This is a genomic window from Stutzerimonas azotifigens, from assembly GCF_013522725.1.
In the GTDB taxonomy this organism is placed as follows: domain Bacteria; phylum Pseudomonadota; class Gammaproteobacteria; order Pseudomonadales; family Pseudomonadaceae; genus Stutzerimonas; species Stutzerimonas azotifigens_A.
Window position 1 is genome coordinate 12,175 of sequence record NZ_JAAMRF010000006.1, and the last position, 24,028, is coordinate 36,202.

The window sequence follows — 24,028 nt, forward strand, 5'->3', positions numbered from 1 at the left end:
GCTGAGGCGACCTGTTGCGCGCCAACGCCTCCACCGGCTCCGGCTTCGCGCGAGGCTGAGCCATCTATTGGCGCCGACGCGACGTGGGACGCGGTTGCAGCTGGTCCAGCGCGGCCGAGTTGTTCCTTGCCCAGTCGTAGATCAGCTCGATGGGCTGAACCATCAGTTTGCCAAGCGGCGTAAGTGCGTAGCTCACCGCCGGCGGTACCGAATCGAGCGTGTGCCGTTCGATCAGCCCGCTCTCCTCCAGTTCTCTGAGCGTCTGGATCAGCATCTTCTTGGAAATGCCCGGCAGGCTTCGATGCAGCACGCCGCTGCGGGCCCTGCCGTCGTGCCGCGCATGAAGCGCGTGAAGGACCATGCTGGTCCATTTGGTCGAGAAGATCTCGAGCACTCGCCTCGGCGCGCAGTCCTCACGCCATTGTTCTTCGTCAGAGCCCGGTTGCATGGGGGATGGTTACCATTTGGTGCCGACTTGGATCGGTATTTTCGGGTGGGTAAGGTACGCGTCTGTTTCGCTTTAGTGGGGTTCTGAACATGACAAATCAAGCATTGGTCGTCGGGTCGAGCGGCATCGTCGGTACAGCCGTGTCTCGCCTACTGGCGCAAGAAGGCTGGGCGGTTGCCGGGCTGGCGCGGCGCCCGAACGCCGAAGCGGGCGTCACGCCGATCAGCGCAGACCTGCTGGATCCCTCGGCGCTGCGGTCGAAGCTGAGCGCTGTCGAGCCCACCCATGTTTTCCTGACGACCTGGGCACGGCAGGACAGCGAGGCGGAAAACATTCGCGTCAACGCGCAGATGGTGCGCAACGTGCTCGAAGCCGTCCGCCCCTCTGGCTCGGTTCGCCACGTGGCGCTGGTGACGGGCCTGAAACACTACCTCGGGCCGTTCGAAGCCTACGGCAAGGGCTCGCTGCCGCAGACACCGTTTCGTGAAGAACAGGGACGGCTGGACGTCGAAAACTTCTACTACGCCCAGGAAGACGAACTCTTCGCCGCCGCACAACGAGACGGCTTTACCTGGAGCGTCCACCGGCCCCACACCGTTACCGGGATCGCTGTCGGCAACGCGATGAACATGGCGACCACGCTGGCCGTCTATGCCTCGATATGCCGCTTCACCGGCCGGCCATTCGCCTTTCCGGGGTCGGACGTCCAGTGGAACAGCCTGACCGATATGACCGATGCGGGTCAGCTTGCCAAGCATCTGCGCTGGGCCGCTACCACGCCCGCCGCGGCCAATCAGGCCTTCAACGTCGTCAATGGCGATGTGTTTCGCTGGAAATGGATGTGGACGCGCCTCGCCGAGTGGTTCGGCATCGATGCGGCGCCGTTCGAGGGCCATCCCGCTCCGCTGGAGCAGCAGATGGCAGGCGATGCGCCGGTGTGGGCGGAGATGGCGAAGCGGTTCGACCTGGCTGAAGCAGACATCGGCAAGCTCATTTCGCCGTGGCATACCGATGCCGACCTGGGCCGACCGATCGAGGTCGTGACCGACATGTCGAAAAGCCGGAAGCTCGGCTTTCTTGATTACCAAGCGAGCGACGAGGCCTTCTTCCAGGTCTTCTCGAAGCTGCGCGAGGGCAGACTCATCCCCTGACGAGACAGCGCAAGGGCTGGATATCCAGCCCTTGCGCCCCTTGAGTCAACCGTCGTTCTTGCCGGCCGAACCGTGTACCTGGCCCGCCTTAGCGAACGCCTTGATCACGTCCCGGACGACCTTGCGCTGTTCGGCAGGCAGCGCCAGGAAGGCTTCGACGGCTTCGCGTTCCGGATAGAACGCCGGATCCTCCCACCTCCCCCGCTGCTCGCGTATCGCCGATACGGCCTGTTCGCCGTAACGCAGCGCCTGGGGTTCCACCTTCAGCCATTGGGCGATCACTTGCAGCTTGTCCTGGGAGGGAATCGACTTGCCCCCCAGCCAGCGTGAAACGGCCTGGAAGGTGACCGACCTCCCCCAATAGCGGGAGTTGAACTCCCGTTCCAGGACGGCAGGACGATCGGGGTAGCCGGCGGCGAGCATGGCGCTGCGCAGGCGCTGGGCAAATTCGGTTTTTTCGTTCATGGACGCGGACGTTAAATTCCGCTTCCATGCTTGATTGAACATTGTGTTGCATTAAAAATGAAATTCATGATTTCATCAATGATGATGACGGCGCCTCGGTGAAGGTGGTGACGGTCAGGAAGACCGGCCCGCCGTTATGTCGAGAGACGCTACTGGGTCGATGGAGCGCTGGTGGGCCATTCGCAGGCGAGCCAGAAATGCCGAACCACGGAGAGATAAAGCCATGTCTGCCCTTCGCCACCTGACGTTCGACGGTCACCTCATTCCCGTGCTGCATCGCCCGGATGGCGTGGTGCTGATCGAGGGTCCGGCCGTGGCGCAGGCGCTCGGCTATCCGGATGATCTCGGGGCGCTGCATGACCATTGCAGTATCGAGGGCATCGTCTTCGGCAACCAGCCACGGCCGACGATCTGGATCGACGTACGCAACGCCCATCATCTGGCCTTTCAGAGCGGGTCGCCCAAGGCCGAGCGCCTCATGCACTGGATCAGCCATTGGATGCTTCCGCACTTCAGCAGCAATCAGCCCGTGCCCTATCCCCGGCGCTCGGCGTCGGGGAGGAACGGTTGCCTGTCCTGCGCTGACGCGGCGCCCGGCCTGCCCGGGGGAAAATGCGCCTGCTCGGCGAGGCTGATCAGAGGGTGCTGAGCACACGATCGGGCTAGCCGGATCTGTCCAAGCACCCGCTTGCGAAGCCGGCATCGGCGGCGCCTTCGTGTCGCTGTACCGGACAAGCGCATCCCTGCACAGGGCTTCTGCAAGGGCAACGGTGAACGACCGCCATCTTTGGCAAACCTGGATCTGCGGCTCGGCTCATCAGAGGCTATGATCGATGCATCGTCAAAGAGAGATGCCTATGAAACGGTACATCGCGGGTCTTCTGATCACCGCCCTGTCAGGGTGTGGAACCGTCAGAACGCTGAACGATGAAGAGGGCGCAGCGGACGACTTGGCGAGATGGAAATCCAACTGCGCCAGTATTCCGCGGACCTATAGCGGTGCCGCTTATCAGTTCTGCAGCCTGAACGGCCCGACTCGAATGGCACAAGACTGGGAAGTCCAGCAGGCAGCGTTCGACATGGCGCTTTCGGCCCTTGCCGACACCGTTCTCATCCCGTACACCCTCTATCAACAGGCGCAATACGGGCCGATACCGATCAGGCGCAAGGAGTAGCCTCTATGGCGGGCACTTGAGGCAGCGCACCCAAGGCGCAAGTGCGATGTGCCGCTATCGGCCCTCGGCTCACCATCGTGGATGCGCCTAGCTGCCAACGGAGGCAGCAGACGCATCGGCCAGCCGATCAGAGCTTGTATTCGCGCAGGCCGGCGTAGAGACGGGTCATTTCGTTGAGCTGGCGGAACATCGATTCGGCATTGACCGCGACGATGGTGGGCACGAACTCTTCGGAGGCGAAGGCACGACTCGCGAACTGCCAGCGGGCTTCGGTCTTGCGCAGGGCTTCGGCGATTTCGGCGTTGGGTGCGCCGCCTGCCTTCAACTCCGCCATGATGGCGCCGAACTCCTTGACCGAGGCTTCGAAGTTGGCATCCAGACCGGGCGCCTCGACGCCCCAGGCGCGGGCCATGTAGAACATCGCGGTGCGCTGGGTCAGCACCCGGTTCCAACCGCTTCGGTTGATCGCATGGGAGGCCGCGTCGCCGTTATGCTGCTCGAACAGGTCGGTGACCGTCTGGCACTGTTTGACCAGCTCTTCGGCTTTCGCCAGCACGGCAGGTGCCTGGGCCTTGTCCGGGGTAGCGGACGCCAGGGCGCGGTAGTCGGCCCAGAGCCGGTCGACTTCGACCAGTGCCGCGCGAATCGCGTCGTTCGGCGCGGCGGCCTTGAGCTGGGCGTGGTGGTCCTCGAACAGCGCCAGGCTGTTGGTACGCTGCTCGGTGGCCTCGTCGACTCTTACGCCGGAGCCGATCATCAGGTAATCCTTAGCCACGATTTGGCCCAGGGTGCGCTGTAGACCGGCCATGTTCATGACCTCCAACGGGGTGAGTTCGGCCCAGCAGGTCGCACTCAACAGGCTGCAGCCCAACAACAGTGCACGGAAGGTCTTCTTGATCAACGGTGGGTCCTCTCAGGTACGAATGGCTTGGCGCAGGGATTGCCTTCCAAGCCGTCAGGCCACGCATTGCACTGCACGTAGCTTTCTGAAAGCTTGCAAATTCGACCTTCGTCGTAGGCAAGCTTCCAAAATGTGAACAGCTGCAAAAATACGAGCGACTGATTTCCATCGCCGAGGCCGCACCTGTGAAAACGGCCGCTCAGTACCCGAACATCAGCGCGCGATGAGCCGCCACGCCAGCCATCGCACCGTCTCCCACGGCCAGCGGCACGGAACCGGCGGCGCGTGCAGCGTCGCCACAGGCGAACAAGCCCGGCACCGATGTCGCCTTCATGGGATCCGTCTTGATGAACAGGCCCAGCGGCCCTTCTTCGGTCTCGCAGTTCAGTTGGCTCACCAGGTCCGGAAGGCGCATCCCCGGCGCGAGAAACAGACCTGCGAAGCTCAGCGTGCGGTTGTCCTCAAGCAGCACCTCGAGCGGATCGCCTTCCAGGCGAGTCACCGGGGTGCGCTCGAGGGCGACGCCCCGTGCACCGAGCTGCGCCAGCTGCTCCTCGTCGGGCTCGAACGCCTCGTTCAAGAGCAGGGTCGTGGTCCCCCAGTCCGGCAGCATGAGGGCCTGGTGCATCGACAGGGGCGAAGTCGCCAGCACACCAATGCGGCCCCGCTGAAGTTCGTAACCATGGCAATAAGGGCAATGAAACACGCTGGAGCCCCACAGCTCTGTCACGCCGGGGATGTCTGGTAGTACATCCACGATTCCCGTCGCCAGAATCAGCACACGCGCACTGTATTGCTTGCCACTTCTGTCGGTGATGTAAAAGCCGTCCGCCTCACGTTCGGCTTTCACCGCCTCGGCCGAGACCCAATCCACCGAGCCATACTCCATGAGCTGGGCACGGCCTTCAGCCGCGATCTCGGCGGGTGGTACGCCATCCTGGGTTAGGAAGCCATGGGAGGCCGCGGCGAAGCGGTTACGGCGCTGGCCCGCATCGATCACTAGCACCTTTCGGCGGGCTCGGGCCAATGGCAGCCCAGCCGACAAACCTGCGTAACTGCCTCCGATGATGATCACGTCATAAGCCATGAAGCCGCCCTCCTGTTAGTGTATCTTTTGAAGTTACACTAATAAGCGAGCCCTGTGAAAGCGTGTTACGGATGTTTATCGAATGAGGGTTCTAGTGCGAGGCGATGCCGGACGGCATTCGTTGGCAGCTGCTGTACAACGCGTTGAACTGCTTCGACAAGTCGGCGAGTGTCGATGCGCCGAGCCTGCGCAGCAGCAACGCCTCGGCTTCTTGCAACGCGTCGGCGAGCACGCCATTGACCACCTGTTCGACCAGGCAATCGGGGTTATCCCGATCCGCCCCGATGGCAAATATCCTCGGCCCTCCGACGGCGTGGAAGATGTCCAGCAAGGTGACCTGATTCAGGTCGGCCGAAAGGGTCCAGCCGCCGTTGTAGCCCTTGTCCGCACGGACGTAGCCCGCCTTGCGCAAGCCCGCCATGGTCCGCCGTACCACGGCGGCGTTGGTGCCCAGCATTTGTCCGATCTGCTCCGAGGTCACGGGCCGCTCATCGCGCGCCATATGCAACAGGACGTGGAGCATTCGGGAGAGTCGGCTGTCGGTTCTCATCGGTTTGCTGGCTGGCGAAGGAAGCCTCGCACCTTACAACGCAATCTCGACGATGACCACGCGCTCGCCTCGCACTGGTCTTCATTAACGCGCGTGCATATCCGACCTTGCCCGGCATGCGGCCCCGCTCCTAATCAAGCCGGTTTCACCGCCAGCAAGGCGAAGCCACACAGAATGCCGGCCAAGGCGATTGCCCAGCCGATGCGATGGGCGCGGTTCTTTTGCTGCTGGCGGACGGGATCCACAGGTTTCTTCTTTCTCACGATCTTCTCTCTCAGCCTTAACGAGGCCTTGGGTCGCGAATCGTACCGTGGGCAAGGCGCTGGGTGTCCAGCGCTTGCTGTGCTCGTAGGGAACCGATCAGCAAAAACATCCGTGAGAACGAATCCTGGCCCTCGGCACGTCATCGTATGACCTTAAGAAACCTCACGTTCCCCGAATCGCTCCCGCCAGCCTGAAATCCCTTCAGCGCGCTCTATAAGGCAGGTTGAGCACGAAACGTGCTGAAGCGAACTTTTTGCAAGTCATCATACCTCTACTACGCTTGCTCTCACCGCGCGTATGCGGTTCATAAGAATAAGGACCCACCATGACGTCAGAACAACAACCCTCCCACGACTCGCGTCGCCGTTTCCTCAAGCAGTCTCTGAACTACTCGGCCGCCCTTCTGGCCAGCAGCACCCTCCTTCCCCGCGTCGCCCAGTCCGCCGAACTGCTTAGCCGACGTTATCCGGACCCTTCGGTCGAGGTGTTGGACGAGAGCTTCATGCAACTGCGGTTGTTCAACGCCAGCGTCGAGAAACTGGCCGACGGCTTGCGCTGGGCCGAAGGTCCGGTGTGGGTGGGTGACGGACGCTATCTGCTGCTCAGCGACATTCCCAGTAACCGCATCGTGCGCTGGGACGAAATCAGCCAGACGCTGGGCGTCTACCGGGAGCAGTCCAATTTCTCCAACGGGTTGACTCGGGATCGGCAGGGCCGCCTGATTGCTTGCGAAGGTTCGACCACCCACGAACTAGGCCGCCGCATCACGCGCACCGAGCACAACGGGCGAATCACGGTGCTGGCCGACAACTTCGAGGGCAAACGCTTCAACTCGCCGAACGACGTCGTGGTCAAGCGTGACGGCTCGATTTGGTTCACTGACCCGCCCTTCCAGGCCGGCAACGATTACGAAGGCTTCAAGATCAAGACCGAGCTACCCGATGCGGTGTATCGCATCGATGGAGAAACCCTTTCGGTCACGCGGGTGATCGAGGGTATCGCCGGCCCTAACGGCCTGTGCTTCTCGCCTGACGAGAAGCGGTTGTACGTGGTTGAAGGCCGCGCCAGACCCAACCGGCTGATCTGGGCCTACCCGGTCAACGACGACGGCACGCTCGGTGAGCGCACCCAGCACGTCGAAGCCACCAGCCACGGCGCGCTCGATGGCATCAAGTGCGATGAGGGCGGAAATCTCTGGTGCGGCTGGGGCAGCTCCGGCTCGCCGGAGGCCAACCCCGACGGGCTCGATGGCGTGCGGGTGTTCAATCCGCAAGGCAAGGCGATCGGCCATATCCACTTGCCGGAGCGCTGCGCCAACCTGTGCTTCGGCGGAGCCCAGGGCAACCGGCTGTTCATGGCAAGCAGCCACGCAATCTACTCGCTGTTCGTCAACGCCCGCGGGGCTACGTTCGTCTAGCCGAGCAGCGCGACGATCCGGCACTGCTTGACCGACGACTCGGCACCGTTTCGTAGGGTGGATCACGCTTCACCGATCCACCATGTCGACGGGACGGTGGATGGAAAGAGCGCCATCCACCCCACGCAACTGCGACAACGCGGGAAGTGCGCCAAGGTTGCCCTGGTGGCTTGCATGCATGTGCACTTGATCAGGCTGAACGCGATGCTGCGCGACAATACTCCGTTGAGGACTCAAACCAGTTAACAAGACAGTTGCTCCCACAGGCCGCGCTGTTTGCTCCGGCACCTTCGCAAGCCCGTTCATTCCAGCGCATCCGTGCGCCTTGTGAGGCGTGGCGGCGTCCGGTACGTTCTGCCGGCGGCTCGCTCGCAGCCCAAGAACAACAACCACGGCACGCCATGGCGTTGCCCTGCCAAGGAATACCGATGAAATCTCTGATCTCGGCCGGCCTGTTGCTGGCCAGCGGGGCGGCCTTCGCTGCCCCTTCTGCCTCGCTGCTCGACGAAGCCCAGCAACGCGGGACGCTGAGCGTCTGCACCACCGGCGACTACAAGCCCTACACCTTCCTGCGCGAGGACGGCGACTACGAAGGCATCGACATCGCGCTGGCCGAGTCGCTGGCCAGGAGCCTGGGCGTGGAGGTGCAGTGGGTACCGACCACCTGGAAGACACTGATGCCGGACTTCCTCGCCGGCAAATGCGACATGGCCGTCGGCGGCGTTTCCATTTCCCTGGAGCGACAGAAGAGGGCCTTCTTCAGCGACCCGATCACGGTCGACGGCAAGATTCCCTTCGTCCGCTGCGATGACGTGGACAAGTACCAGACCATCGCCCAGCTCAACCAACCCTCGGTACGACTGATCGAGCCGCCGGGCGGCACCAACGAGGCGTTCGTCCACCGCGAGCTGCCCAAGGCCCAGCTGGAGCTGTATCACGACAACACGGTGATCTTCCGTCACGTCGCCGAGAACAAGGCGGACGTGATGATCACCGACGCCTCCGAGGCGCTGTACCAGCAGCGCAACTACCCGACCCTGTGCGCGGTGAACCCGGACAAGCCGCTGCAGTACAGCGAGAAGGCCTTCCTGCTGCCACGCGACGACAGTGCCTTCAAGGCCTACGTCGACCAGTGGCTACACCTGAGCAAGGCCACCGGCGAGTACCAGCGCATCGCCGACACCTGGCTGGCCAAGCCGGCGCAGTGAGGCGACTCAGGGCCCGCCGAACAGCGTCGACCAGTAGATGCCCGCATCCCTGTGCGGATCGATTGCGTAGGCAGCGCCGAATTCGCTGAAGCGCGCGCTCATCGGATCGGCGCGGTGGCCCTGGGCTGGTCAGCCAGCCCGCTGCGCCGACTGCGCCCGACGTCAGGTCCGGCAGTCGCCAACGACGGCTCCGCCACTCAGTGCCTCGACGATACGGCACTGCTTGACCGACGACTCGGTGCAGCCGACCAGCCGTTCCAGCTCGACCTCAAGCCGTTGCAGGTCGGCGATGCGCTGGCGCACCTCGACCAGATGCTGCGCCACCAGGCGGTCGACGTCGGCGCAGGGCTGGCCGGGTTGGTCGGCCAACTCCACCAGCGTGCGGATCTCATCGAGGGAAAAGCCGAGCTCGCGCCCGCGCTTGATGAAACGCAGCCGCTCCGCTTCGCGTTCGCCGAAGGTGCGGTAGCCGGATTCGGTGCGCATGGCGGGCGTGAGCAGGCCGATGCGCTCGTAATAGCGGATGGTTTCCACGTTCACGCCGGTGGTCTTGCTCAGCTTTCCGATCGTCAATGTCATCGCTTGACCCTGTAGTCGCTACAGGGTTTAGCGTAGCCGCATCTTGTTCATCGGGACATGCATCATGGCAGGAAACTGTTGCAGTCATTGCTGTGCGAGCGCAGCCGCCACCGGCCGCTACCGGCGCCTTCTCTGGATCGCGCTGGCCATCAACCTGGCGATGTTTCTTGTCGAGATCGGTGCCGGACTGCGCGCCGACTCGGTATCGCTGCTGGCCGATTCGCTGGATTTCTTCGGTGACGCCGCCAACTACGGCGTCAGCCTCTGGGTGCTCGGACTGGCTGTGGCCGTAAGGGCCCGAGCAGCGCTGCTCAAGGCGCTCACGATGGCGGCGTTCGGCACGTTCATCCTGGTCATGGCGATATCCAATTTCGTCGACGGCAGCGTGCCGCATGCGCCGACGATGGGCGTGATCGGGATGGTGGCACTGCTCGCCAACCTGCTCGTCGCCGGACTGCTCTATTCGTTCCGTGAGGGCGACAGCAACATGCGCAGCGTCTGGCTGTGCAGCCGCAACGACGCACTTGGCAATCTTGCGGTGATGCTGGCGGCATTGGGCGTGCTCGGCACCGGTAGCGGCTGGCCGGATCTGATCGTGGCGACGTTCATGGGGGTGCTGGCGATCAGCGCGGCGATTCAGGTGGCTCGACAGGCGTTGCAGGAGCTACGCCCCGGCGATGCGGTGTCGGACCGCTGAGCGGACCCGATGACCGTGGTGCCTGCACCAGCGGCTGGCGGTCGATACGAATGGATAAAAACGCACGGCGAGTTCACGGCCCGCCGAACAGCGCCGTCCAGTAGATGCCTGCGTCGCTCTGCGGGTCGACCGCGTAGGCGACGCCCAGATCGCTGAAGTGCGGGTTCATCAGGGTGGCGCAGTGGCTCGGGATGGTCAGCCAGGCCTCTAGCACCTTCTGCGGGGTGTCCTGCGCCGCGGCGATGGTTTCGCCCACCTGCTGTCCCGAATAACCAGCCAGTTCCGCCCGGTCGCCGGGGGTTCGTCCGTCTTCGCCGAGATGGCCGAAGAAGTTGCCGTTGGCCATGGCCCGGCTGTGGGTTTCGGCGACGCCGCCGAGCACGGGCTCCCAGGCCAGTGGCCCCGCCGCGGCAAACGCCTGGGCGCCGCACCGGCGCGGCTCGGCGCGTGCAACGTTGATCAGCGCGAGCAGCTTTTTCCCCTCCGCCTGCCAGTCGCCCAGGCCACCGCTGAGCATCGGCCGCGCCAGCACGATGCGCCAGTCGCGCCCTTCCCGGCTCACGCCGATGTCGACGAACTGCGGATCGAGCAGCACCTGGCAGAAGCTCTCGCGTAGCGCAGCCATCGCCGCCTCGGCATCGCGTGGGCCCGACAGGCTGATGGCGCGCACATTGACCAAGGGATAGCCGGAACGGGTCAGCGACTGCTGCAGGTCGCCGGCACCCTGCACCGACAGCCTCAATCGCGAGTCGGCTGTCAGGGCGGGCAGCGCCACGCTCGCGTCATCGGCGCAACGCTGCACCTCACCGCGATAGGCATTGATCGACTGGATCAGCTGCGTCGGCTCGTCGGCCCGCGAGCCGAACGGCAGCAGTGCAGCGAGAAGCAGAACGAACGACAGAGCGCGCATGAAATCCTCCACCTGGCAATGGCGACCGGCGTGCAGGCTGCGTCCGGTCGGTCTGCTGGATGCTGCGCGAGGACGCTGCGCTTGTCACCTTCTCGACGAGCATCGACGTTCATTCGCCTGCACAGCCCCGCCCAGCCCGGCCACCACTCGTCATCGATGTCACCACGTTACGGCGCGAGACGAAGCGAACAACCCTGCGCGACGGCCAACGCTTCTACGCCGACGACCGAAAATCGCGCCGGTCAATTCGCGCCATCTGCCGGACCTCTGAGGCCATAGCGAGCACCGTCGCCTGTGTCAGGCGAATGTGTATGTTTTGTAAATGATCTTTACACTCTAATGAGAATTCTTAGCATTCGCACTTGCCCAGCGGCCCGAGCCGCAATGACGAAGTAATCAAGGGAGTGCGGTAAATGGTGATCTTCAATCGAAACCAGCTGGCTGGCGCAATCGCCATCGCGACATGGATGAGCGCGCCGGCTCATGCGCAGCAACCGCTCGAGCTGCAGCCCACGACAGTGGTGACCGCCGCTGGTTACGAACAGAACATCGCCGATGCACCGGCGAGCATTTCGGTGATCAGCCGTGAACAGTTGGAGAAGCAGTCTTTTACGAGCGTCGTCGACGCGATGCGCAATATCCCCGGCGTTTTCGTCACCGGGGGCGGCAACCAGCAGGACATCACCATTCGGGGCATGGGCAGCGAATACACCCTGGTGATGGTCGACGGACGCCCCATCTCGGCGGGCCGCCAGACGCAAACCAACGGCACCTCCGGCGGCAAGCAGCAATTGGCGCTGCCGCCGCTGGCCATGATCGAACGAATCGAGGTCATCCGTGGCCCGATGTCTTCGCTCTACGGCTCCGAAGCCATGGGCGGCGTCATCAACATCATCACCCGCCGCTCGGCTGACGAATGGGCCGGTACCGTCCGCGCCGAGCGGATGTTTTCGCAGAACGACTACAACGAAGACGAGTACCACACCGAACTGTTTGCCGGCGGCGCCCTGATTCCCGGACTCGTCGGGCTGCAACTCAACGGTGCCTACACCAATACCTATGAAAGCGATTACGTCGGTGGCGAGGCGTTCAACTCAGGCGAAAGCAAGCCGGAAACGAGAGATCGGAATGCGGGCGCCGAACTTTTCCTGACACCGACCGAGCGCGACCGGATCACCCTGGGATACCGGGATACCACCCAGACAGCCCGACACACGGCGGGCAAAAGCGCCCCCGTGACCACCACGACGCCCCTGGGACAGACCACCAGCACTCGCTTCGAGAAGAAGGTCTGGACGCTGTCGCACGACGGCAACTACGGCGACCTGCTGATCAACAGCTACCTACAGCGTGACGTGTCCGAACGCGTGCAGGATCTGTCGATGGAGGAAACCGTCAACCTGTTCAACACCCAGGGGACCTTCTTCTGGGGTCAGCATACGGTCACCTTCGGCGCCCAGTACAAGGACGAAGAGTTCGTCAACGGGCAGAACGTGCTCTTCAACGACGGCATCCCAGGGGGCGTGCACAAGGCCGACCGCTGGCTGGCCGCGCTGTACAGCGAAGTGGAATGGGGCCTCACCGACGCGTTTTCGCTGACCACCGGCCTGCGCTACAACGACGATGAATTCTTCGGCGGCCACCTGTCGCCACGGGTGTATGGCGTCTACCGGATGTCGCCGTCCTTGACCTTCAAAGGCGGCGTTTCCACAGGCTACAAGCAACCGACACTGACCCAATCCACCGAGGGCTTCGGCGGCCGCACCGGCGGCGGCGGCTCGCCAAACGTGGGCAGCAACGGCCAGGCCCTGCCCCGCGCCTTGACCATCGGTAACGCCGATCTCGATCCGGAAACCAGCACCAGTTACGAGGTCGGTTTCGTATACGACGAGCCTTCGATCGGATTGGGGACCAGCGTGATGCTGTTCCATACCGTCTACAAGGACAAAATCGCCGAAGACCGCTTCTGCACCAGCCCCAATGCGGCCAACAACAATGATGTCGCCAACTACGCGTGTAACTTCGGCGGCAACAACTTCTACTTCCTGAGCACGACCAGGAACATCGACGAGGCGGTGATCCAGGGCGTCGAGCTGACCCTCGACTACGAACTTATGAGCAACCTGACCTGGATGAGCAGCTACACCTTCACCGACTCCGAACAGAAAACCGGTGAGTTCAAGGGTGAACCGCTCAACCGGCAGCCCCGCCACATGTTCAACACCAACCTGGACTGGAGGCTCAGCGACAAGCTCAACCTGTGGACCCAGTACAACTACCGCAGCCGCACTTCGGACTATCTGGAAAGAACCAGCATGGGAGAAGGCACACCCGGCTATGGCTTCTTCGATGTGGGCGCAGTGTACGCATTGACCAAGAACGTCGACCTCACCGCCGGCCTCTACAACGTCGCCAACAAGGAAGTCTCTAACGAAGACTATCAAGTGGTGCTCGACGGACGTCGGGTGGTCGTGGGCATGACCGTCGACTTCTAACGAGAAGCGCAACGTGGATGCGGCGTGACATGACACGCCGCACCCGCATCCTGCGTATCTGCGACACCGCGCGACATTGCCCTCCGCTCCCGCTTCCCTACGTGGAAATGCCCGCCCGAACGCTCCGGCGTCCCTTCGTTAAAGAAAGATTCATCGCGCTTCCTAGAGAAGGCGGCCTTGATTGTCAGAAAGAGATACACCGAGTCCCGGAAGTCATAGGCCATGCGTCTGATCGTCTTGGTGGGGTTGTTCGCGCCCGCCAAGACAGAGGTGTGCCTGGGGAGGGCACACTGGTGAGAATTGTGTGAACCGATCACGCGGCGTAGCCGCGCGGGTTTCACCCGCCCTACAGGTTTTACCCCGGGTAAAGGCACTGCGAACGTAGGGCGGGTGCAACCCGCCATGCCTGTTGAGCGGCCACGCCCTGTCGGACATAACCGCAAAAACAGACCCACCGGTAGGCAGGGTTTCGGAACGGCACTACGTCTCGCCGACGTTCGTTGGTTTATTGATCCGCTACAGGTGCCGGAGCGGCAGCACTGCCGATGCGACGCAAGCACGACAGGCAGAATCAGCTCCATTATGGAGACAGCCACACTGCCCCGTCGCCACGACGCGATGATCCGGCAGCTATCACGGTTGAGGAGCGGTTCGCTGCAGCTGAAGCCGCGCGGAGACAGAGGCGCTATCGAACGAAGATCCGCAATACGGTCGCACGACCACGCCAAGACGGGTCTGGCCGGTCACTCTTTTGCATGATCGGCCAGAAGCCACATGGAACGGACCATCACACCGCTGTCCCGCCTCGCGGAAGCGGGTAGCGGTTTCTGGACCAGAGAGGCGATTACCAGCTGTAGCTCAGCTTGGCCGTGATCTCGCGGCCGGGATTGTAGTAGTCCGCGGTGCCGGAGCCGACCACGTGCTGCTCATCCAGCAGGTTGCTGACGTTGATGGCGAGATCGGTCCCCTTGAGGATCTGGTAGTTGAAGGCGGCATCGAAGAGCGTGGTGGCATCGCTCTTGGCGCTGTTGACGGCGTCGAAGTAATAGGCGCCGATGTAGCGGGCACCCAGGCCGACGCTCATGTCCGTGCCCGGCAGGCTGTAGTAGGTCCACAAGGACGCCGAATGCTTGGGTGCAGCATCGAACTCGTTACCCTTGATCGAGGTTCCACCGAACACCGTGCCGCGAAGGACTTCCGTCTCCATGTAGGAATAGCCACCGACCAGGCTCAGGTTGTCGGTCAGCTCGGCCTTGGCTTCCAGATCGAGGCCACGGACCCGAGACTCGCCAATGGTTTCACGCACGATGGCGCCAGTGGGCTGCACCACGGCAATGGTGACGTCTTCCTGGGTCAGGTCATACACGGCGGCTGAAAACAGCGCGTTCATGCCGACAGGCGAATACTTCACGCCAAGCTCGTACTGCTTGCCACGCTCCGGGGTGACGCCGATCTGCGGCGGTGCGACGGACTCGACCATGCTGACGTAGGTGGAAATCTCGTCGGTGACCATGTAGGTCAGGGCACCGCGCAGGGAGGTTTCCGAGAAGCTGTCCGAGTCGCGGGTCGCCGTGATGTCGGTACTGGAAAGGTCCATGGAATCGTTGCGCACGCCGGCGGTGACGATGAAGCGCTCGTAGAAGGACAGGTTCTGCTGCAGGAACAGGGACTTGGTGGTGTAGTCCTGTTTGTTGCGGCTGTAGACGTTCAGGCTGGCCGGCGCACCGCTGTACACCGGATTGGCTAGGTCGATCGGGCTCGCGTTCCCGTAGATGGAGGTGTCTTCGGTCGAGGCATCGCGGTACTCCACGCCCACCAGTGTGCTGCTGTCGATGTTCTCGAAGCGGGCGTCGTATTGCAGCATCAGGTTGCCGATCAGCTCCTCGGCGTCGGTGTCGGTGCCGAAGTAGTCGCGGCCTACCGTGGTGCCCGCCCGCGCGGGGGCGTCGTTGATGTAGACATAGCCGAAGTCGTCGGTCAGCTCGCTGTAACGCAGGTTGCCACGCAATACGAAGCCGTTGTCGAAATCGTGGGTGACGAGCCCGGTGATACCGGTGCGCTCGACATCGTGGAAGTTGAAGCCGGGCTCGCCGAAGAAATCATTGCGGTCGTATTCCCTGTCCAGCGGGTAACCGCCGCTGTTCGGCGTGCTGTCGCGCTTGAGGTAGTCCAGGAGCACGGTGGCGGAGGTAAAGGCCGTCGGCGCCCAGGTCAGGCCGCCCATCACGAACCTGTCGTCGTCCCGGGAGTGGTCGTACTCGCGGTCGCTGTTCTGGATCTTGCCGGTGAAGCGATAGGCCAGCGTCCGGTCTTCGTTCAACGAATCCCCGACGTCGATGCCGGTCTCGACATGATCGAAGGAGCCGTAGGTCACGTACCCCTGGCCGAACCGCTCGAAACGCGGCTTCTTGCTCACGAAGTTCACGGAGCCGCCAGGGTCCGCCGGACCGAACAGCGTGGAGTTGGCGCCCCGCAGCACCTCGACCCGTTCATAGGCGAAGGGCTCTTCGCGCACACCGCGCATCGAGCCCAGGGTCAGGCCATCACGGTAAGTGGTGGCCTGAAACCCGCGGATCTTGAAGTAGTCGTTGCGATCGTCGGTGCCGTAGTAGTCGGTGATGACGCCCGGCGTGTACTGCAGAATCTCTTCCGTGGTGCTGGCGCTGCGCTGGCCGATTTCCTTCTCGGTGACCACGGAAACCGAAGCGGGTGTGTTGAGGATGCTGGTGGGGACCTTGCCGCCGACCCAAAGCTCCTGAGCAACCACCGTGCTTGCGTCATCGCCTGCGGATGCCTGGGCGTTGACGATGAGAGGCGCAAGGCGAAATGGCTCCTCGCCCTCTGCGGGGCTCGACTCCTGCGCGCTTGCGCTCAGGGGAGCCGCAACCAACGGCGCGCAGCACAAGAAAGCGGTGGTGGTACGTCGCCAAGGTGTCCATGCCTTATCCAGCCCGGCTTTGTTGCCAGTCATATTTACGATCCTCGATGTGGGGGAGTCGGCCGCGCGCCTTATGTTTTTTGTTACGAAAAGTCAGGCTTTCTCGCGGACGAGCGATAATAATCAATCGATAATGAGATTCGTAATCATTTTTATCATTAATTATAAAAGCTCGGAGAGTGTCACGCCCGGGGCTTTGCCAGGCGCTACGGCATTCCCCCGATAGGTTTGGATTGAACCGAGAGCGGTCTGTGGACACGTAGCGCCAGGAAGGCCGGTTCCAGCCGGGCGCGCAGGAAGACGAAAACAGCGACCACCGGGCAAGAGCGTGTAACGCTCGTTGGGCCTTGCTCAGCCAAGGGCATGCTCCGCGGGCCCACATGCCCAGTGGACAATCCCAAAACGGCCGCAAGCCATTACAATGCGCGACTTCGATTCACACCCGGTCCGCGCTCATGTCCCTACCCCAGCACCATCTCGAACTGCTCTCCCCTGCGCGGGATGCGTCTATCGCGCGTGAGGCCATCCTGCATGGCGCCGATGCGGTGTACATCGGTGGGCCGAGTTTCGGCGCGCGACACAACGCCGAGAACAGCGTGGCGGACATTGCCGAGCTGGTGAAATTCGCCCACCTGTTCCATGCGCGGGTGTTCGTCACCCTCAACACCATCCTGCATGACGACGAGCTGGAAGCAGCGCGCGCGCTGATCTGGCAGCTGTACGAGATTGGTGTCGATGCGCTGATCGTGCAGGACATGGGCGTGATGGAAATGGACCTCCCGCCGATCGAGCTGCACGCCAGCACCCAGACCGATATCCGCACCCTAGAGCGCGCCAAGTTCCTGTCCAAGGCCGGCTTTTCGCAGCTGGTGCTGGCGCGCGAGCTGAACCTGCAAGAGATCCGCGCGATTGCCGATGAGGTGGATTCGGCCATCGAGTTCTTCATCCACGGCGCGCTGTGCGTGGCGTTTTCCGGTCAGTGCAATATCTCCCATGCGCAGACCGGGCGCAGCGCCAACCGCGGCGACTGCTCCCAGGCGTGCCGCCTGCCCTACACACTGAAAGACGACCAGGGCCGTGTGGTGGCCTTCGACAAGCACCTGCTGTCGATGAAGGACAACAACCAGAGCGCCAACCTGCGCGCGCTGGTCGATGCCGGCGTGCGCTCGTTCAAGATCGAGGGCCGCTACAAGGATGTGAGCTACGTGAAGAACATCACCGCTTACTACCGCCAGCGCCTCGACGAGATCCTCGAAGACCGCACCGACCTGGCCCGCGCCTCCAGCGGCCGCACCGAGCATTTCTTCGTGCCGGACCCGGATAAGACCTTCCACCGCGGCAGCACCGACTACTTCGTTACCGACCGCAAGATCGATATCGGCGCCTTCGATTCGCCAACCTTCACCGGCCTCGCCGTGGGTGAAGTGCTCAAGGTCGGCCAGCACGACCTGACCGTCCAGACACGCGAGCCGCTGTCCAACGGCGACGGCCTGAACGTGCTGGTCAAGCGCGAGGTGGTGGGTTTTCGCGCCAGCGTGGTCGAGCAGCTGAAGCAGTTCGAAGAGGATGCCCAAGCGTTCTGGCAATACCGCGTCGAGCCCAACGAAATGCCCGTCGCGCTGCGCCAGCTACGGCCGAACCACCCGCTGAACCGCAACCTGGACCACAACTGGCAGCAGGCGCTGCTGAAGACTTCCGCCGAGCGCCGCATCGGCGTCCGCTGGTTGGCCCGGCTGCGGGCGGACGACCTGGAGCTCCACGTCACCAGCGAAGAAGGCGCCTATGCCACGGCTTCGCTGGCCGGTCCGTTCGGCGAAGCGAAGAAGCCGGAGCAGGTGCCCGGTCAGATCGCCGATTTGCTGAGCCAGCTGGGCACCACGATCTACCACGCCGAAGAGGTCGAGGTGGACGCGCCCCAGGCGTTCTTCATCCCCAACTCTCAACTCAAGGCCCTGCGCCGCGAAGCCATCGAGGCGCTCACCGAAGCCCGTGAAGCGATCCGCCCGCTGGGCCGCCGCAAGGCGGTGAGCGTACCGCCGCCGGTCTACCCGGAATCGCATCTCTCCTTTCTCGCCAACGTCTACAACGCGAAAGCCCGCGCCTTCTACCAACGCTACGGCGTTGAGCTGATCGACGCGGCCTACGAGGCCCACGAGGAAACCGGCGAAGTACCGGTGATGATCACCAAGCACTGCCTGCGCTTCTCCTTCAACCTGTGCCCGAAACAGGCCAAGGGCGTCACCGGCGTGCGCACCAAGGTCGCGCCGATGCAGCTGGTGCACGGCGACGAAGTGCTGACCCTGAAGTTCGACTGCAAACCGTGCGAGATGCACGTGATCGGCAAGATCAAGGGCAACATCCTCAACCTGCCGCAGCCGGGCAGCGCCGCCGGCGTGGTCGGGCACATCACCCCGGACGACCTGCTCAAGACCATCCGCCATAAGCCGCACGTCTGAGGCCTTCATCGCCCCCATGAAAAAGCCCAGCATTCGCTGGGCTTTTTCATGGGCTGGGTTGGGCGGGGTTCAACCCAGCGGACTTTCGTCGATGCTCTTTTGCCGCTCTACCTGCTCGCGCCCGGCTTCGTCGATGTTCTCGGGTGCGTTTTCCACGTTGGGGCCTTCACCGTACTCGTCGTAGTCGGTGGGGGTCTGGCCGTCTACTAGGGGGTCGTCTTTATCGATCATGGCTCAGTTCCTCTGGTCGCGCGGCTGGTCGGTTACGCCTTCGCCGGATTCGTCGAAATCCGGATCTTCTCCGGGCTCGGCTTCTCCGGCGTCGGTCATGGTGATGTCGGGTTCGTCTTCGGTCGGGGACTGACCGTGCAGCTGCAAGTCATCGCTCATAGGCGCTCCTCCAGGCGTGGCAGTTATGAATTTGGAGGCTGGGGGTTGGCCGACGTTCAGCACGTCGGACAGCCGGCGCATAGGGTTTCGCCGGACGCGGCTGCTACGCTTGAGAAAATCCCGACGGGACGCTCACCCTGCTTCCACTCACCGAATCCCGCGCGCCACGTCGCCACACCTGGCGGCGACGGACCGCCCACGAAAGCAGCAGGCGGTAACGGCGCGGGTCAGGACGCTTGGCCAGCGCCATGCGGTCCCTTCCAGCGAGTCAGCACGTCCAGATCACCTGCTGGTCGGCCGCGGCGGCATCGCCGGTACCGATCGCTTCGACATGCCGAGCCCGGACCGCGACGACGGCATCGGCCTCGGAAAACGCCATTGCCGTATCGGATCTTGGCATGCAGGCACAGGCCACCGCCGTGTCCGGCGCGAGCGACGCGACGACAAGCATCAACGCGGCGGCCAGCCTGCGTTTGCTCACCGAAAGCCTTCTTCCGCCAGTGTCATGCGCTGAACGTCCAGCCCGGATGACTCGCGCACCAGAGCGGCCACCCGCTGGCGCAGCTGTTCGCGCTGTTCCTTGGTCTGCAGCCCGGGCGAGCCCTGGGCGATGGCGAAGGTCACGCTGCGCAGCAACAGGGGGTCGCTGGTGGCCTGCAGGGCATCGCTGTTGAGTTCGGTCAACGTCCGATTCTGCAGCAGGCTGGCATGCAGCTGGCGGCGCACGGCCTCGAATTGCGCGGGGCTCGGCTCGGGCGCGTCATGGACGATCATCCAGGCGACGATCAGCTCGGTGGCGGCGGTCGCCGCCAGATCGTCGGGGCTGTAGCCATATTCGCCGACCATCTCGCGAAACGTCGCCACCGCATCATGGCGGGAGGCGAAGCCTTCGAGCACCTGAGCCAGCAGCGGGTCACTGTGGCGGAATGCCTGCAGCTGGACGCTCTCGGCCCAGTGGGCGACCGCTGGGTTGCGTTGAAAGCGCAGCGTCGTGTCGTGCGGTGCGGCGGCATGCAGTGTGGCCGGCTCCACGGCGCCCTCCTGGCTCAACAACCGCTGGCGGTCGGTGATGATTCGCATCGCATGGTCGGTATAGGCCGAAGGGGCGAGGACCATCGGTACCTGCGCCCAGGCCATCGATGTGGCGCAGAGCAGACCGGCGGCAACGAAGTGCAAAGCGCGTGACGAGCAGACAGCGAAGGCGTTCATGCGTGGCTCCCATGGATGAATCAGGGATACCGGACCAGTCCGGCGTCGGCCTGCCGACAGCACCAGATCAACGCCGTAAGCCGACAGGCCGGCCTAGATGCGCCGTCTCGCAAAAACGAGGCCGGGCACTGCGATCAGCGGCGCCCGGCCTGTGGAATCAGCAGACATAAGACTTATGTAGCCCAGCGTGCGGCCTTTACAACGCCCGCGTCGACAAAGCCGACAGAACGCATGCCGCCAGGGCATCGATCTCTGATGCCAGCGCTACGGCACGGTCGGCCGCAGCGGGCGCGCGAAGCGGTAGGTGGTCAGGCAGCAGAGCATCAATCCGGCGAAGGCCAGCAGGCCGCCGACGATGCCCACGTTCGGCAGGCCGAGGTGGGTGCTCACCAGGCTGCCCAGCAAGGCACCGCCGCCGATACCGATGTTGAAGATGCCGGAGAACAGCGCCATCGCCACGTCGGTCGCGTCGGAGGCCAACGACAGCACCTTGGACTGCAGCGCTAGACCGAAGCACATGCTGGCGATGCCCCAGACAACCGCCAGCACGCCCAATGAGGACGAATCCGTCGCCGCCGGCAGCAACAGCAGCAGGCACAGCGACAGCACGGCGATGGCCACGATCACGAAGCCCTTCGGATAGCGGCCGCTGTAGCGGCTGAACAGGAACGAGCCGAGGATTCCCGCGCCGCCGAACAGCAACAGCAGAACGGTGGTCATGTCACCGCTGATCCCGGCGACGAGCTGGGCGAAGGGTTCGATGTAGGTATAGGCCGTGAAATGAGCGGTGATCACCAGCGCCGTCAGCACGTAGACGGCCACCAGCGCCGGACGCTTGAACAGCACCGGCAGGCTGCGCAGCGAACCGGAATTCTGGCTCGGCAGCAACGGCAGCGCCTTCATCAGGCAGAGCATGGTGACCCCGGCGATGACCGCGATCGCCAGGAAGGTGGTTCGCCAGCCCAGCAGCTCGCCCACGACCCGGCCCAGCGGGATGCCGAGCACCATGGCCAGTGCGCTACCGGTCGCCAGCAGACCGAGCGCCTGAGCCTGCTTGCCTTCGGGCGCGACCCGAACGGCCAGCGATGCGGTGATCGACCAGAACACCGCATGGGCCAGCGCGATGCCGACGCGGCTGACCATCAGCATGGCGAAACTCGACGCCAGGCTGGAAACGACATGGCTGGCGATGAACACCAGGAACACGAAGGTGAGCAGCTTGCGCCGCTCGATGTTGCGGGTGAGCAGCATCATCGGCAGCGACATCAGCGCCACCACCCAGGCGTAGATCGTCAGCATCAGCCCGACGTGGGCCGTGGGCATCTCGAAGCTGCGGCCGATGTCCGACAGCAGCGCCACCGGCACGAATTCGGTGGTATTGAAAATGAAGGCGCCAAGGGCCAGTGCGATCACACTGATCCAGCGTCCGGCGGTGGTGTCCGCAACTGTGGTCATCGAGCGAGTCTGAAGGTAGAGCCTGTTCCAATGGCGAGGCCGCGCTCCCGTGAGACACGGGACGCCGAAAGGAACAGCGAAGAAGAAACCCATCCGTTTCCATGCGCGGCAGACACCGCGTCCGGCCGTTGGCGGGCTGGAGACGGCGAATACGATGGAGATGGGAGAGCGACCTGAGCGGCGCGGATTCTACGCCTCCACCCAGACCCTTCACAATCGCGTCCCGGACGCCTGGGCGAACCGACGACGAGTGGTGTGGGCGGCCTTCAGCACAGTGGAGCGCCGGACTTGCTCGAACCAGAACGGGTGCCGTTACGCTCGCGATCGGAATGCCGTCTGGACTCAAAGCTCGCGGTCAAGCCCGCTAGCGTTTCAAAGTGCCGCAACCGCGACCAGGGACCAGCTCCCCACACGGACCTTACAACTCCAAGGGCGAACGCTCACCCTGCCCCACCGGACAAGTCCTGCATGAGCAGCGCATCGGCCACCGCCGCGCCGCTGGCGGTGTTGTCGAAGATGCACCAGACCTGCGCGCCCGCCTCGCGCTCGGCCAGCAGTTGCCTGGCCAACGGCCGCAACCGCTCGGAGCCGTATGCCGAGTAGTACAGGCGTGGCGAGCCATGCAAACGGTAATAGCGCAGCTGTGGCCAGCCCGCAGGCTGCAACGGCTCGCCGAGGGGCGACGGATCGGCCGCGACCCGACCGATGCGCAGGTCGTGCAGCAAGGGTTCGGCCTGCAGCCAGCTGGCATGGCGCGGTTCCAGCGCGACGTCGCCCTCGAAGCGGGTCCGCAGGGCAGCGAAAAATCGCTCGGCCACCGGCGCGTCATAGGTCAGCGAAGGCGGCAGCTGCACCAGCAGGCAGCCGAGCCGGTCACCCAGCGCCGTGCACTGCTCGAGAAAGGCCTCGAGCATGGCGTCGCAGTCTCCCAGGCGCTGCTCGTGGGTGATCTGCTTGGGCACCTTGACCGAGAAGCGGAACCCCGGCGGCACGCTTTGCGCCCACCTGGCGTAGGTGGCCGGCCGATGCGGCCGGTAGAAGGAGGTGTTGATTTCGCAGGCCGGCAGGCGCCCGGCGTAACGCTCGAGGTGCGTGCCTTCGGCGGGGAAAGCCGGCCACTGCTCGCGAGGCAGGCTCCAGCCGGCACAACCGAGCCACAGCGGGGAGTCCTGGGCCGACGCCGCCATGTCCGTCACTCGCGCCGGGGCCGTTCCTGCCCGGTCGCCAGCTTGTCGCCGACATCGGTGACCGCCGCGTTGATCGCCGACACCGGCACCGCCATCACCGTGCCCCGGGCGTAGAGCGCGCAGAACAGCGTCGAGCACTGGATCAGTCGATACTCGGACACCGCACCAACCATGTCCGCCACCTGAACCGCCGGCGCACGGCTGAACTCGCCCTGCAGGTCCCGCGCCGCCTGGTCGGCACCGATTTTCACGAAGGGCACGACGTTCAGCAGGATGATCAGCGCCACCATCAGCAACAGCGCGAACAACGCATAACCCGGCAGGAACAGATAGAGCGCACTTCGCACCAGCTCGCGCCACCAGCTCGTGGGCGCATCGCCGGCCTGGGCACGCCGCGACCGCTCCAGCGCCGGGCGATAGCGGCGGATGAGGTAGTTGAAGGTCCCGAACAGCAGCACCGCCAGCACGAACAGCGCCAGCACCAGGCCAATGTTGGCCGCCAGCAGCGCGGTCAGCCCGGTTAACCCGGCCGTCGCCGCCTGCGCCCAGGCCATCACTGCGGTCATGAGGGTCGCGGCGGTATCCAGCGGGAACATCGAAGGCTCGAGATCGAAATACCCCAGGTAGCCCTCGTGGTACGCCTTGCCGTGCAGGTAGAGAAAAGGCGTCGCCACCGCCAGCAACAGGGGAATCAATACCGCCACGCCGAGGGCGCGGCGGGGCCGAGCCAGCGGAGGTTGGCTCTGCGGCGGTAACGTGGCGTGGGTCGAGTCATCGGTCATGTACGGCACCTTGCAATAACAGGATGCGCGCCCGCGATCGCAGGCGCGCCTGTGAGGCAGACAAACCGCGACGCCGTATGTTCAGCGTCTCGTGGGCGCTGGCGCACCACAGCGTTTCCTGGTCGGGCAGCATCTTGTTACCGATTGCCGTTCGCAGGCCGCCCCCTAAGCGAACGCGACGGCATTACGGCAGTCCCAAGGCAGGTTCGGGCTGAGCGCCAGCCCTCACGCCGCGCATGCGCGGCGCTGTCTTGCACCCACTGC

General features: G+C 63.8%; 23 protein-coding genes and 3 pseudogenes. 9 read left to right on the forward strand and 17 right to left on the reverse strand.

What is annotated here, in order from left to right; all coding sequences use genetic code 11:
* Positions 1 to 64 precede the first annotated feature (64 nt).
* The gene (locus G7026_RS12455; protein WP_375138204.1) at positions 65 to 394 is read right to left on the reverse strand and encodes a winged helix-turn-helix transcriptional regulator; all 330 of its coding nucleotides are present in this window, start codon (positions 392 to 394) and stop codon (positions 65 to 67) included.
* Between the two features lie 143 nt (positions 395 to 537).
* Between G7026_RS12455 and G7026_RS12460 the strand changes: the two genes are divergently transcribed.
* Positions 538 to 1,599 (forward strand): SDR family oxidoreductase, encoded by a 1,062-nt coding sequence (locus tag G7026_RS12460; protein WP_181071241.1) that lies wholly within the window; start codon positions 538 to 540, stop codon positions 1,597 to 1,599.
* 45 nt (positions 1,600 to 1,644) lie between these two features.
* On the opposite strand, the gene G7026_RS12465 is transcribed toward G7026_RS12460, so the two are convergent.
* On the reverse strand, positions 1,645 to 2,064 hold the full coding sequence (locus tag G7026_RS12465; RefSeq protein WP_181071242.1) for a transcriptional regulator: 420 nt from the start codon (positions 2,062 to 2,064) through the stop codon (positions 1,645 to 1,647).
* Positions 2,065 to 2,287: 223 nt separating this feature from the next.
* Here G7026_RS12465 and G7026_RS12470 point away from each other — a divergent pair, with 223 nt between their 5' ends.
* A complete protein-coding gene (locus G7026_RS12470; protein ID WP_181071243.1) occupies positions 2,288 to 2,713 on the forward strand; it encodes a hypothetical protein in 426 nt (141 codons plus the stop codon).
* Between the two features lie 208 nt (positions 2,714 to 2,921).
* Positions 2,922 to 3,239: a YceK/YidQ family lipoprotein gene (locus G7026_RS12475; RefSeq protein ID WP_181071244.1), complete on the forward strand. Its 318-nt coding sequence runs from the start codon at positions 2,922 to 2,924 to the stop codon at positions 3,237 to 3,239.
* Between the two features lie 127 nt (positions 3,240 to 3,366).
* Here the strand turns inward: G7026_RS12475 and G7026_RS12480 are convergent, their stop codons facing one another.
* The 3 genes from G7026_RS12480 to G7026_RS12490 all read right to left on the reverse strand — a co-directional run bounded on the left by G7026_RS12480 (position 3,367) and on the right by G7026_RS12490 (position 5,777).
* Positions 3,367 to 4,140 (reverse strand): type IV pili methyl-accepting chemotaxis transducer N-terminal domain-containing protein, encoded by a 774-nt coding sequence (locus G7026_RS12480; RefSeq protein WP_181071245.1) that lies wholly within the window; start codon positions 4,138 to 4,140, stop codon positions 3,367 to 3,369.
* Positions 4,141 to 4,339: 199 nt separating this feature from the next.
* Complete coding sequence (locus tag G7026_RS12485; RefSeq protein WP_181071246.1) at positions 4,340 to 5,227, reverse strand: NAD(P)/FAD-dependent oxidoreductase; 888 nt, start codon at positions 5,225 to 5,227, stop codon at positions 4,340 to 4,342.
* A 91-nt stretch (positions 5,228 to 5,318) separates the two neighbouring features.
* Complete coding sequence (locus G7026_RS12490) at positions 5,319 to 5,777, reverse strand: Rrf2 family transcriptional regulator (protein WP_181071247.1); 459 nt, start codon at positions 5,775 to 5,777, stop codon at positions 5,319 to 5,321.
* 589 nt (positions 5,778 to 6,366) lie between these two features.
* Between G7026_RS12490 and G7026_RS12495 the strand changes: the two genes are divergently transcribed.
* The 3 genes and pseudogenes from G7026_RS12495 (at position 6,367) to G7026_RS12500 (ending at position 8,666) form a co-directional block, all read left to right on the forward strand.
* The gene (locus G7026_RS12495; protein ID WP_181071248.1) at positions 6,367 to 7,458 is read left to right on the forward strand and encodes an SMP-30/gluconolactonase/LRE family protein; all 1,092 of its coding nucleotides are present in this window, start codon (positions 6,367 to 6,369) and stop codon (positions 7,456 to 7,458) included.
* A gap of 129 nt (positions 7,459 to 7,587) precedes the next feature.
* Positions 7,588 to 7,704: pseudogene (locus G7026_RS22630) on the forward strand (IS110 family transposase); the annotation flags it as partial.
* 182 nt (positions 7,705 to 7,886) lie between these two features.
* On the forward strand, positions 7,887 to 8,666 hold the full coding sequence (locus G7026_RS12500) for a transporter substrate-binding domain-containing protein (RefSeq protein ID WP_181071249.1): 780 nt from the start codon (positions 7,887 to 7,889) through the stop codon (positions 8,664 to 8,666).
* A gap of 6 nt (positions 8,667 to 8,672) precedes the next feature.
* Here the strand turns inward: G7026_RS12500 and G7026_RS22785 are convergent.
* Positions 8,673 to 8,805, reverse strand: a pseudogene (locus tag G7026_RS22785) (CAP domain-containing protein); the annotation flags it as partial.
* A gap of 23 nt (positions 8,806 to 8,828) precedes the next feature.
* Positions 8,829 to 9,245 carry a MerR family transcriptional regulator gene (locus tag G7026_RS12505; RefSeq protein WP_181071250.1) on the reverse strand — a complete coding sequence of 139 codons (417 nt, stop codon included), beginning with the start codon at positions 9,243 to 9,245 and terminating at the stop codon, positions 8,829 to 8,831.
* 64 nt (positions 9,246 to 9,309) lie between these two features.
* Here G7026_RS12505 and G7026_RS12510 point away from each other — a divergent pair, with 64 nt between their 5' ends.
* Positions 9,310 to 9,942, forward strand: a complete 633-nt coding sequence (locus tag G7026_RS12510; protein WP_181071251.1) for a cation transporter — start codon at positions 9,310 to 9,312, stop codon at positions 9,940 to 9,942.
* A 73-nt stretch (positions 9,943 to 10,015) separates the two neighbouring features.
* On the opposite strand, the gene G7026_RS12515 is transcribed toward G7026_RS12510, so the two are convergent.
* Positions 10,016 to 10,852 (reverse strand): CAP domain-containing protein, encoded by an 837-nt coding sequence (locus G7026_RS12515; RefSeq protein ID WP_181071252.1) that lies wholly within the window; start codon positions 10,850 to 10,852, stop codon positions 10,016 to 10,018.
* Between the two features lie 413 nt (positions 10,853 to 11,265).
* Here G7026_RS12515 and G7026_RS12520 point away from each other — a divergent pair, with 413 nt between their 5' ends.
* Positions 11,266 to 13,347, forward strand: coding sequence for a TonB-dependent receptor domain-containing protein (locus G7026_RS12520; RefSeq protein ID WP_181071253.1), 2,082 nt, complete (start codon positions 11,266 to 11,268; stop codon positions 13,345 to 13,347).
* Between the two features lie 158 nt (positions 13,348 to 13,505).
* On the opposite strand, the pseudogene G7026_RS12525 reads toward G7026_RS12520, so the two are convergent.
* A pseudogene (locus G7026_RS12525) lies at positions 13,506 to 13,628 on the reverse strand (ISL3 family transposase); the annotation flags it as partial.
* A 563-nt stretch (positions 13,629 to 14,191) separates the two neighbouring features.
* Positions 14,192 to 16,318 (reverse strand): TonB-dependent siderophore receptor, encoded by a 2,127-nt coding sequence (locus G7026_RS12530; protein ID WP_181071254.1) that lies wholly within the window; start codon positions 16,316 to 16,318, stop codon positions 14,192 to 14,194.
* A gap of 422 nt (positions 16,319 to 16,740) precedes the next feature.
* Here G7026_RS12530 and G7026_RS12535 point away from each other — a divergent pair, with 422 nt between their 5' ends.
* Complete coding sequence (locus tag G7026_RS12535; RefSeq protein WP_181071255.1) at positions 16,741 to 18,741, forward strand: peptidase U32 family protein; 2,001 nt, start codon at positions 16,741 to 16,743, stop codon at positions 18,739 to 18,741.
* Between the two features lie 69 nt (positions 18,742 to 18,810).
* Here G7026_RS12535 and G7026_RS12540 read toward each other — a convergent pair whose 3' ends face one another.
* The 7 genes from G7026_RS12540 to G7026_RS12570 form a co-directional block, all read right to left on the reverse strand.
* Positions 18,811 to 18,972, reverse strand: coding sequence for a hypothetical protein (locus tag G7026_RS12540; RefSeq protein WP_181071256.1), 162 nt, complete (start codon positions 18,970 to 18,972; stop codon positions 18,811 to 18,813).
* Between the two features lie 3 nt (positions 18,973 to 18,975).
* On the reverse strand, positions 18,976 to 19,131 hold the full coding sequence (locus G7026_RS12545) for a hypothetical protein (RefSeq protein WP_181071257.1): 156 nt from the start codon (positions 19,129 to 19,131) through the stop codon (positions 18,976 to 18,978).
* A 268-nt stretch (positions 19,132 to 19,399) separates the two neighbouring features.
* Positions 19,400 to 19,612, reverse strand: coding sequence for a hypothetical protein (locus G7026_RS12550; protein ID WP_181071258.1), 213 nt, complete (start codon positions 19,610 to 19,612; stop codon positions 19,400 to 19,402).
* On the reverse strand, positions 19,609 to 20,340 hold the full coding sequence (locus tag G7026_RS12555) for a DUF6683 family protein (protein WP_181071259.1): 732 nt from the start codon (positions 20,338 to 20,340) through the stop codon (positions 19,609 to 19,611). Before G7026_RS12555 ends, G7026_RS12550 begins: the two co-directional genes overlap by 4 nt.
* Positions 20,341 to 20,604: 264 nt before the next feature.
* Positions 20,605 to 21,795, reverse strand: coding sequence for a sugar transporter (locus tag G7026_RS12560; RefSeq protein ID WP_181071260.1), 1,191 nt, complete (start codon positions 21,793 to 21,795; stop codon positions 20,605 to 20,607).
* 440 nt (positions 21,796 to 22,235) lie between these two features.
* On the reverse strand, positions 22,236 to 22,982 hold the full coding sequence (locus tag G7026_RS12565; protein ID WP_181071261.1) for a DUF72 domain-containing protein: 747 nt from the start codon (positions 22,980 to 22,982) through the stop codon (positions 22,236 to 22,238).
* Positions 22,983 to 22,987: 5 nt separating this feature from the next.
* Positions 22,988 to 23,764 carry a hypothetical protein gene (locus G7026_RS12570; protein ID WP_181071262.1) on the reverse strand — a complete coding sequence of 259 codons (777 nt, stop codon included), beginning with the start codon at positions 23,762 to 23,764 and terminating at the stop codon, positions 22,988 to 22,990.
* Positions 23,765 to 24,028 lie beyond the last annotated feature (264 nt).

Excerpts from the sequence above, each read along its gene's own strand:
- G7026_RS12460 (WP_181071241.1), top strand. The coding sequence starts at position 538 with ATGACAAATCAAGCATTGGTCGTCGGGTCGAGCGGCATCGTCGGTACA.
- G7026_RS12465 (WP_181071242.1), bottom strand. The coding sequence starts at position 2,064 with ATGAACGAAAAAACCGAATTTGCCCAGCGCCTGCGCAGCGCCATGCTC.
- G7026_RS12470 (WP_181071243.1), top strand. The coding sequence starts at position 2,288 with ATGTCTGCCCTTCGCCACCTGACGTTCGACGGTCACCTCATTCCCGTG.
- G7026_RS12475 (WP_181071244.1), top strand. The coding sequence starts at position 2,922 with ATGAAACGGTACATCGCGGGTCTTCTGATCACCGCCCTGTCAGGGTGT.
- G7026_RS12485 (WP_181071246.1), bottom strand. The coding sequence starts at position 5,227 with ATGGCTTATGACGTGATCATCATCGGAGGCAGTTACGCAGGTTTGTCG.
- G7026_RS12490 (WP_181071247.1), bottom strand. The coding sequence starts at position 5,777 with ATGAGAACCGACAGCCGACTCTCCCGAATGCTCCACGTCCTGTTGCAT.
- G7026_RS12495 (WP_181071248.1), top strand. The coding sequence starts at position 6,367 with ATGACGTCAGAACAACAACCCTCCCACGACTCGCGTCGCCGTTTCCTC.
- G7026_RS12500 (WP_181071249.1), top strand. The coding sequence starts at position 7,887 with ATGAAATCTCTGATCTCGGCCGGCCTGTTGCTGGCCAGCGGGGCGGCC.
- G7026_RS12505 (WP_181071250.1), bottom strand. The coding sequence starts at position 9,245 with ATGACATTGACGATCGGAAAGCTGAGCAAGACCACCGGCGTGAACGTG.
- G7026_RS12510 (WP_181071251.1), top strand. The coding sequence starts at position 9,310 with ATGGCAGGAAACTGTTGCAGTCATTGCTGTGCGAGCGCAGCCGCCACC.
- G7026_RS12515 (WP_181071252.1), bottom strand. The coding sequence starts at position 10,852 with ATGCGCGCTCTGTCGTTCGTTCTGCTTCTCGCTGCACTGCTGCCGTTC.
- G7026_RS12520 (WP_181071253.1), top strand. The coding sequence starts at position 11,266 with ATGGTGATCTTCAATCGAAACCAGCTGGCTGGCGCAATCGCCATCGCG.
- G7026_RS12530 (WP_181071254.1), bottom strand. The coding sequence starts at position 16,318 with ATGACTGGCAACAAAGCCGGGCTGGATAAGGCATGGACACCTTGGCGA.
- G7026_RS12535 (WP_181071255.1), top strand. The coding sequence starts at position 16,741 with ATGTCCCTACCCCAGCACCATCTCGAACTGCTCTCCCCTGCGCGGGAT.
- G7026_RS12540 (WP_181071256.1), bottom strand. The coding sequence starts at position 18,972 with ATGATCGATAAAGACGACCCCCTAGTAGACGGCCAGACCCCCACCGAC.
- G7026_RS12545 (WP_181071257.1), bottom strand. The coding sequence starts at position 19,131 with ATGAGCGATGACTTGCAGCTGCACGGTCAGTCCCCGACCGAAGACGAA.
- G7026_RS12555 (WP_181071259.1), bottom strand. The coding sequence starts at position 20,340 with ATGAACGCCTTCGCTGTCTGCTCGTCACGCGCTTTGCACTTCGTTGCC.
- G7026_RS12560 (WP_181071260.1), bottom strand. The coding sequence starts at position 21,795 with ATGACCACAGTTGCGGACACCACCGCCGGACGCTGGATCAGTGTGATC.
- G7026_RS12565 (WP_181071261.1), bottom strand. The coding sequence starts at position 22,982 with ATGGCGGCGTCGGCCCAGGACTCCCCGCTGTGGCTCGGTTGTGCCGGC.
- G7026_RS12570 (WP_181071262.1), bottom strand. The coding sequence starts at position 23,764 with ATGACCGATGACTCGACCCACGCCACGTTACCGCCGCAGAGCCAACCT.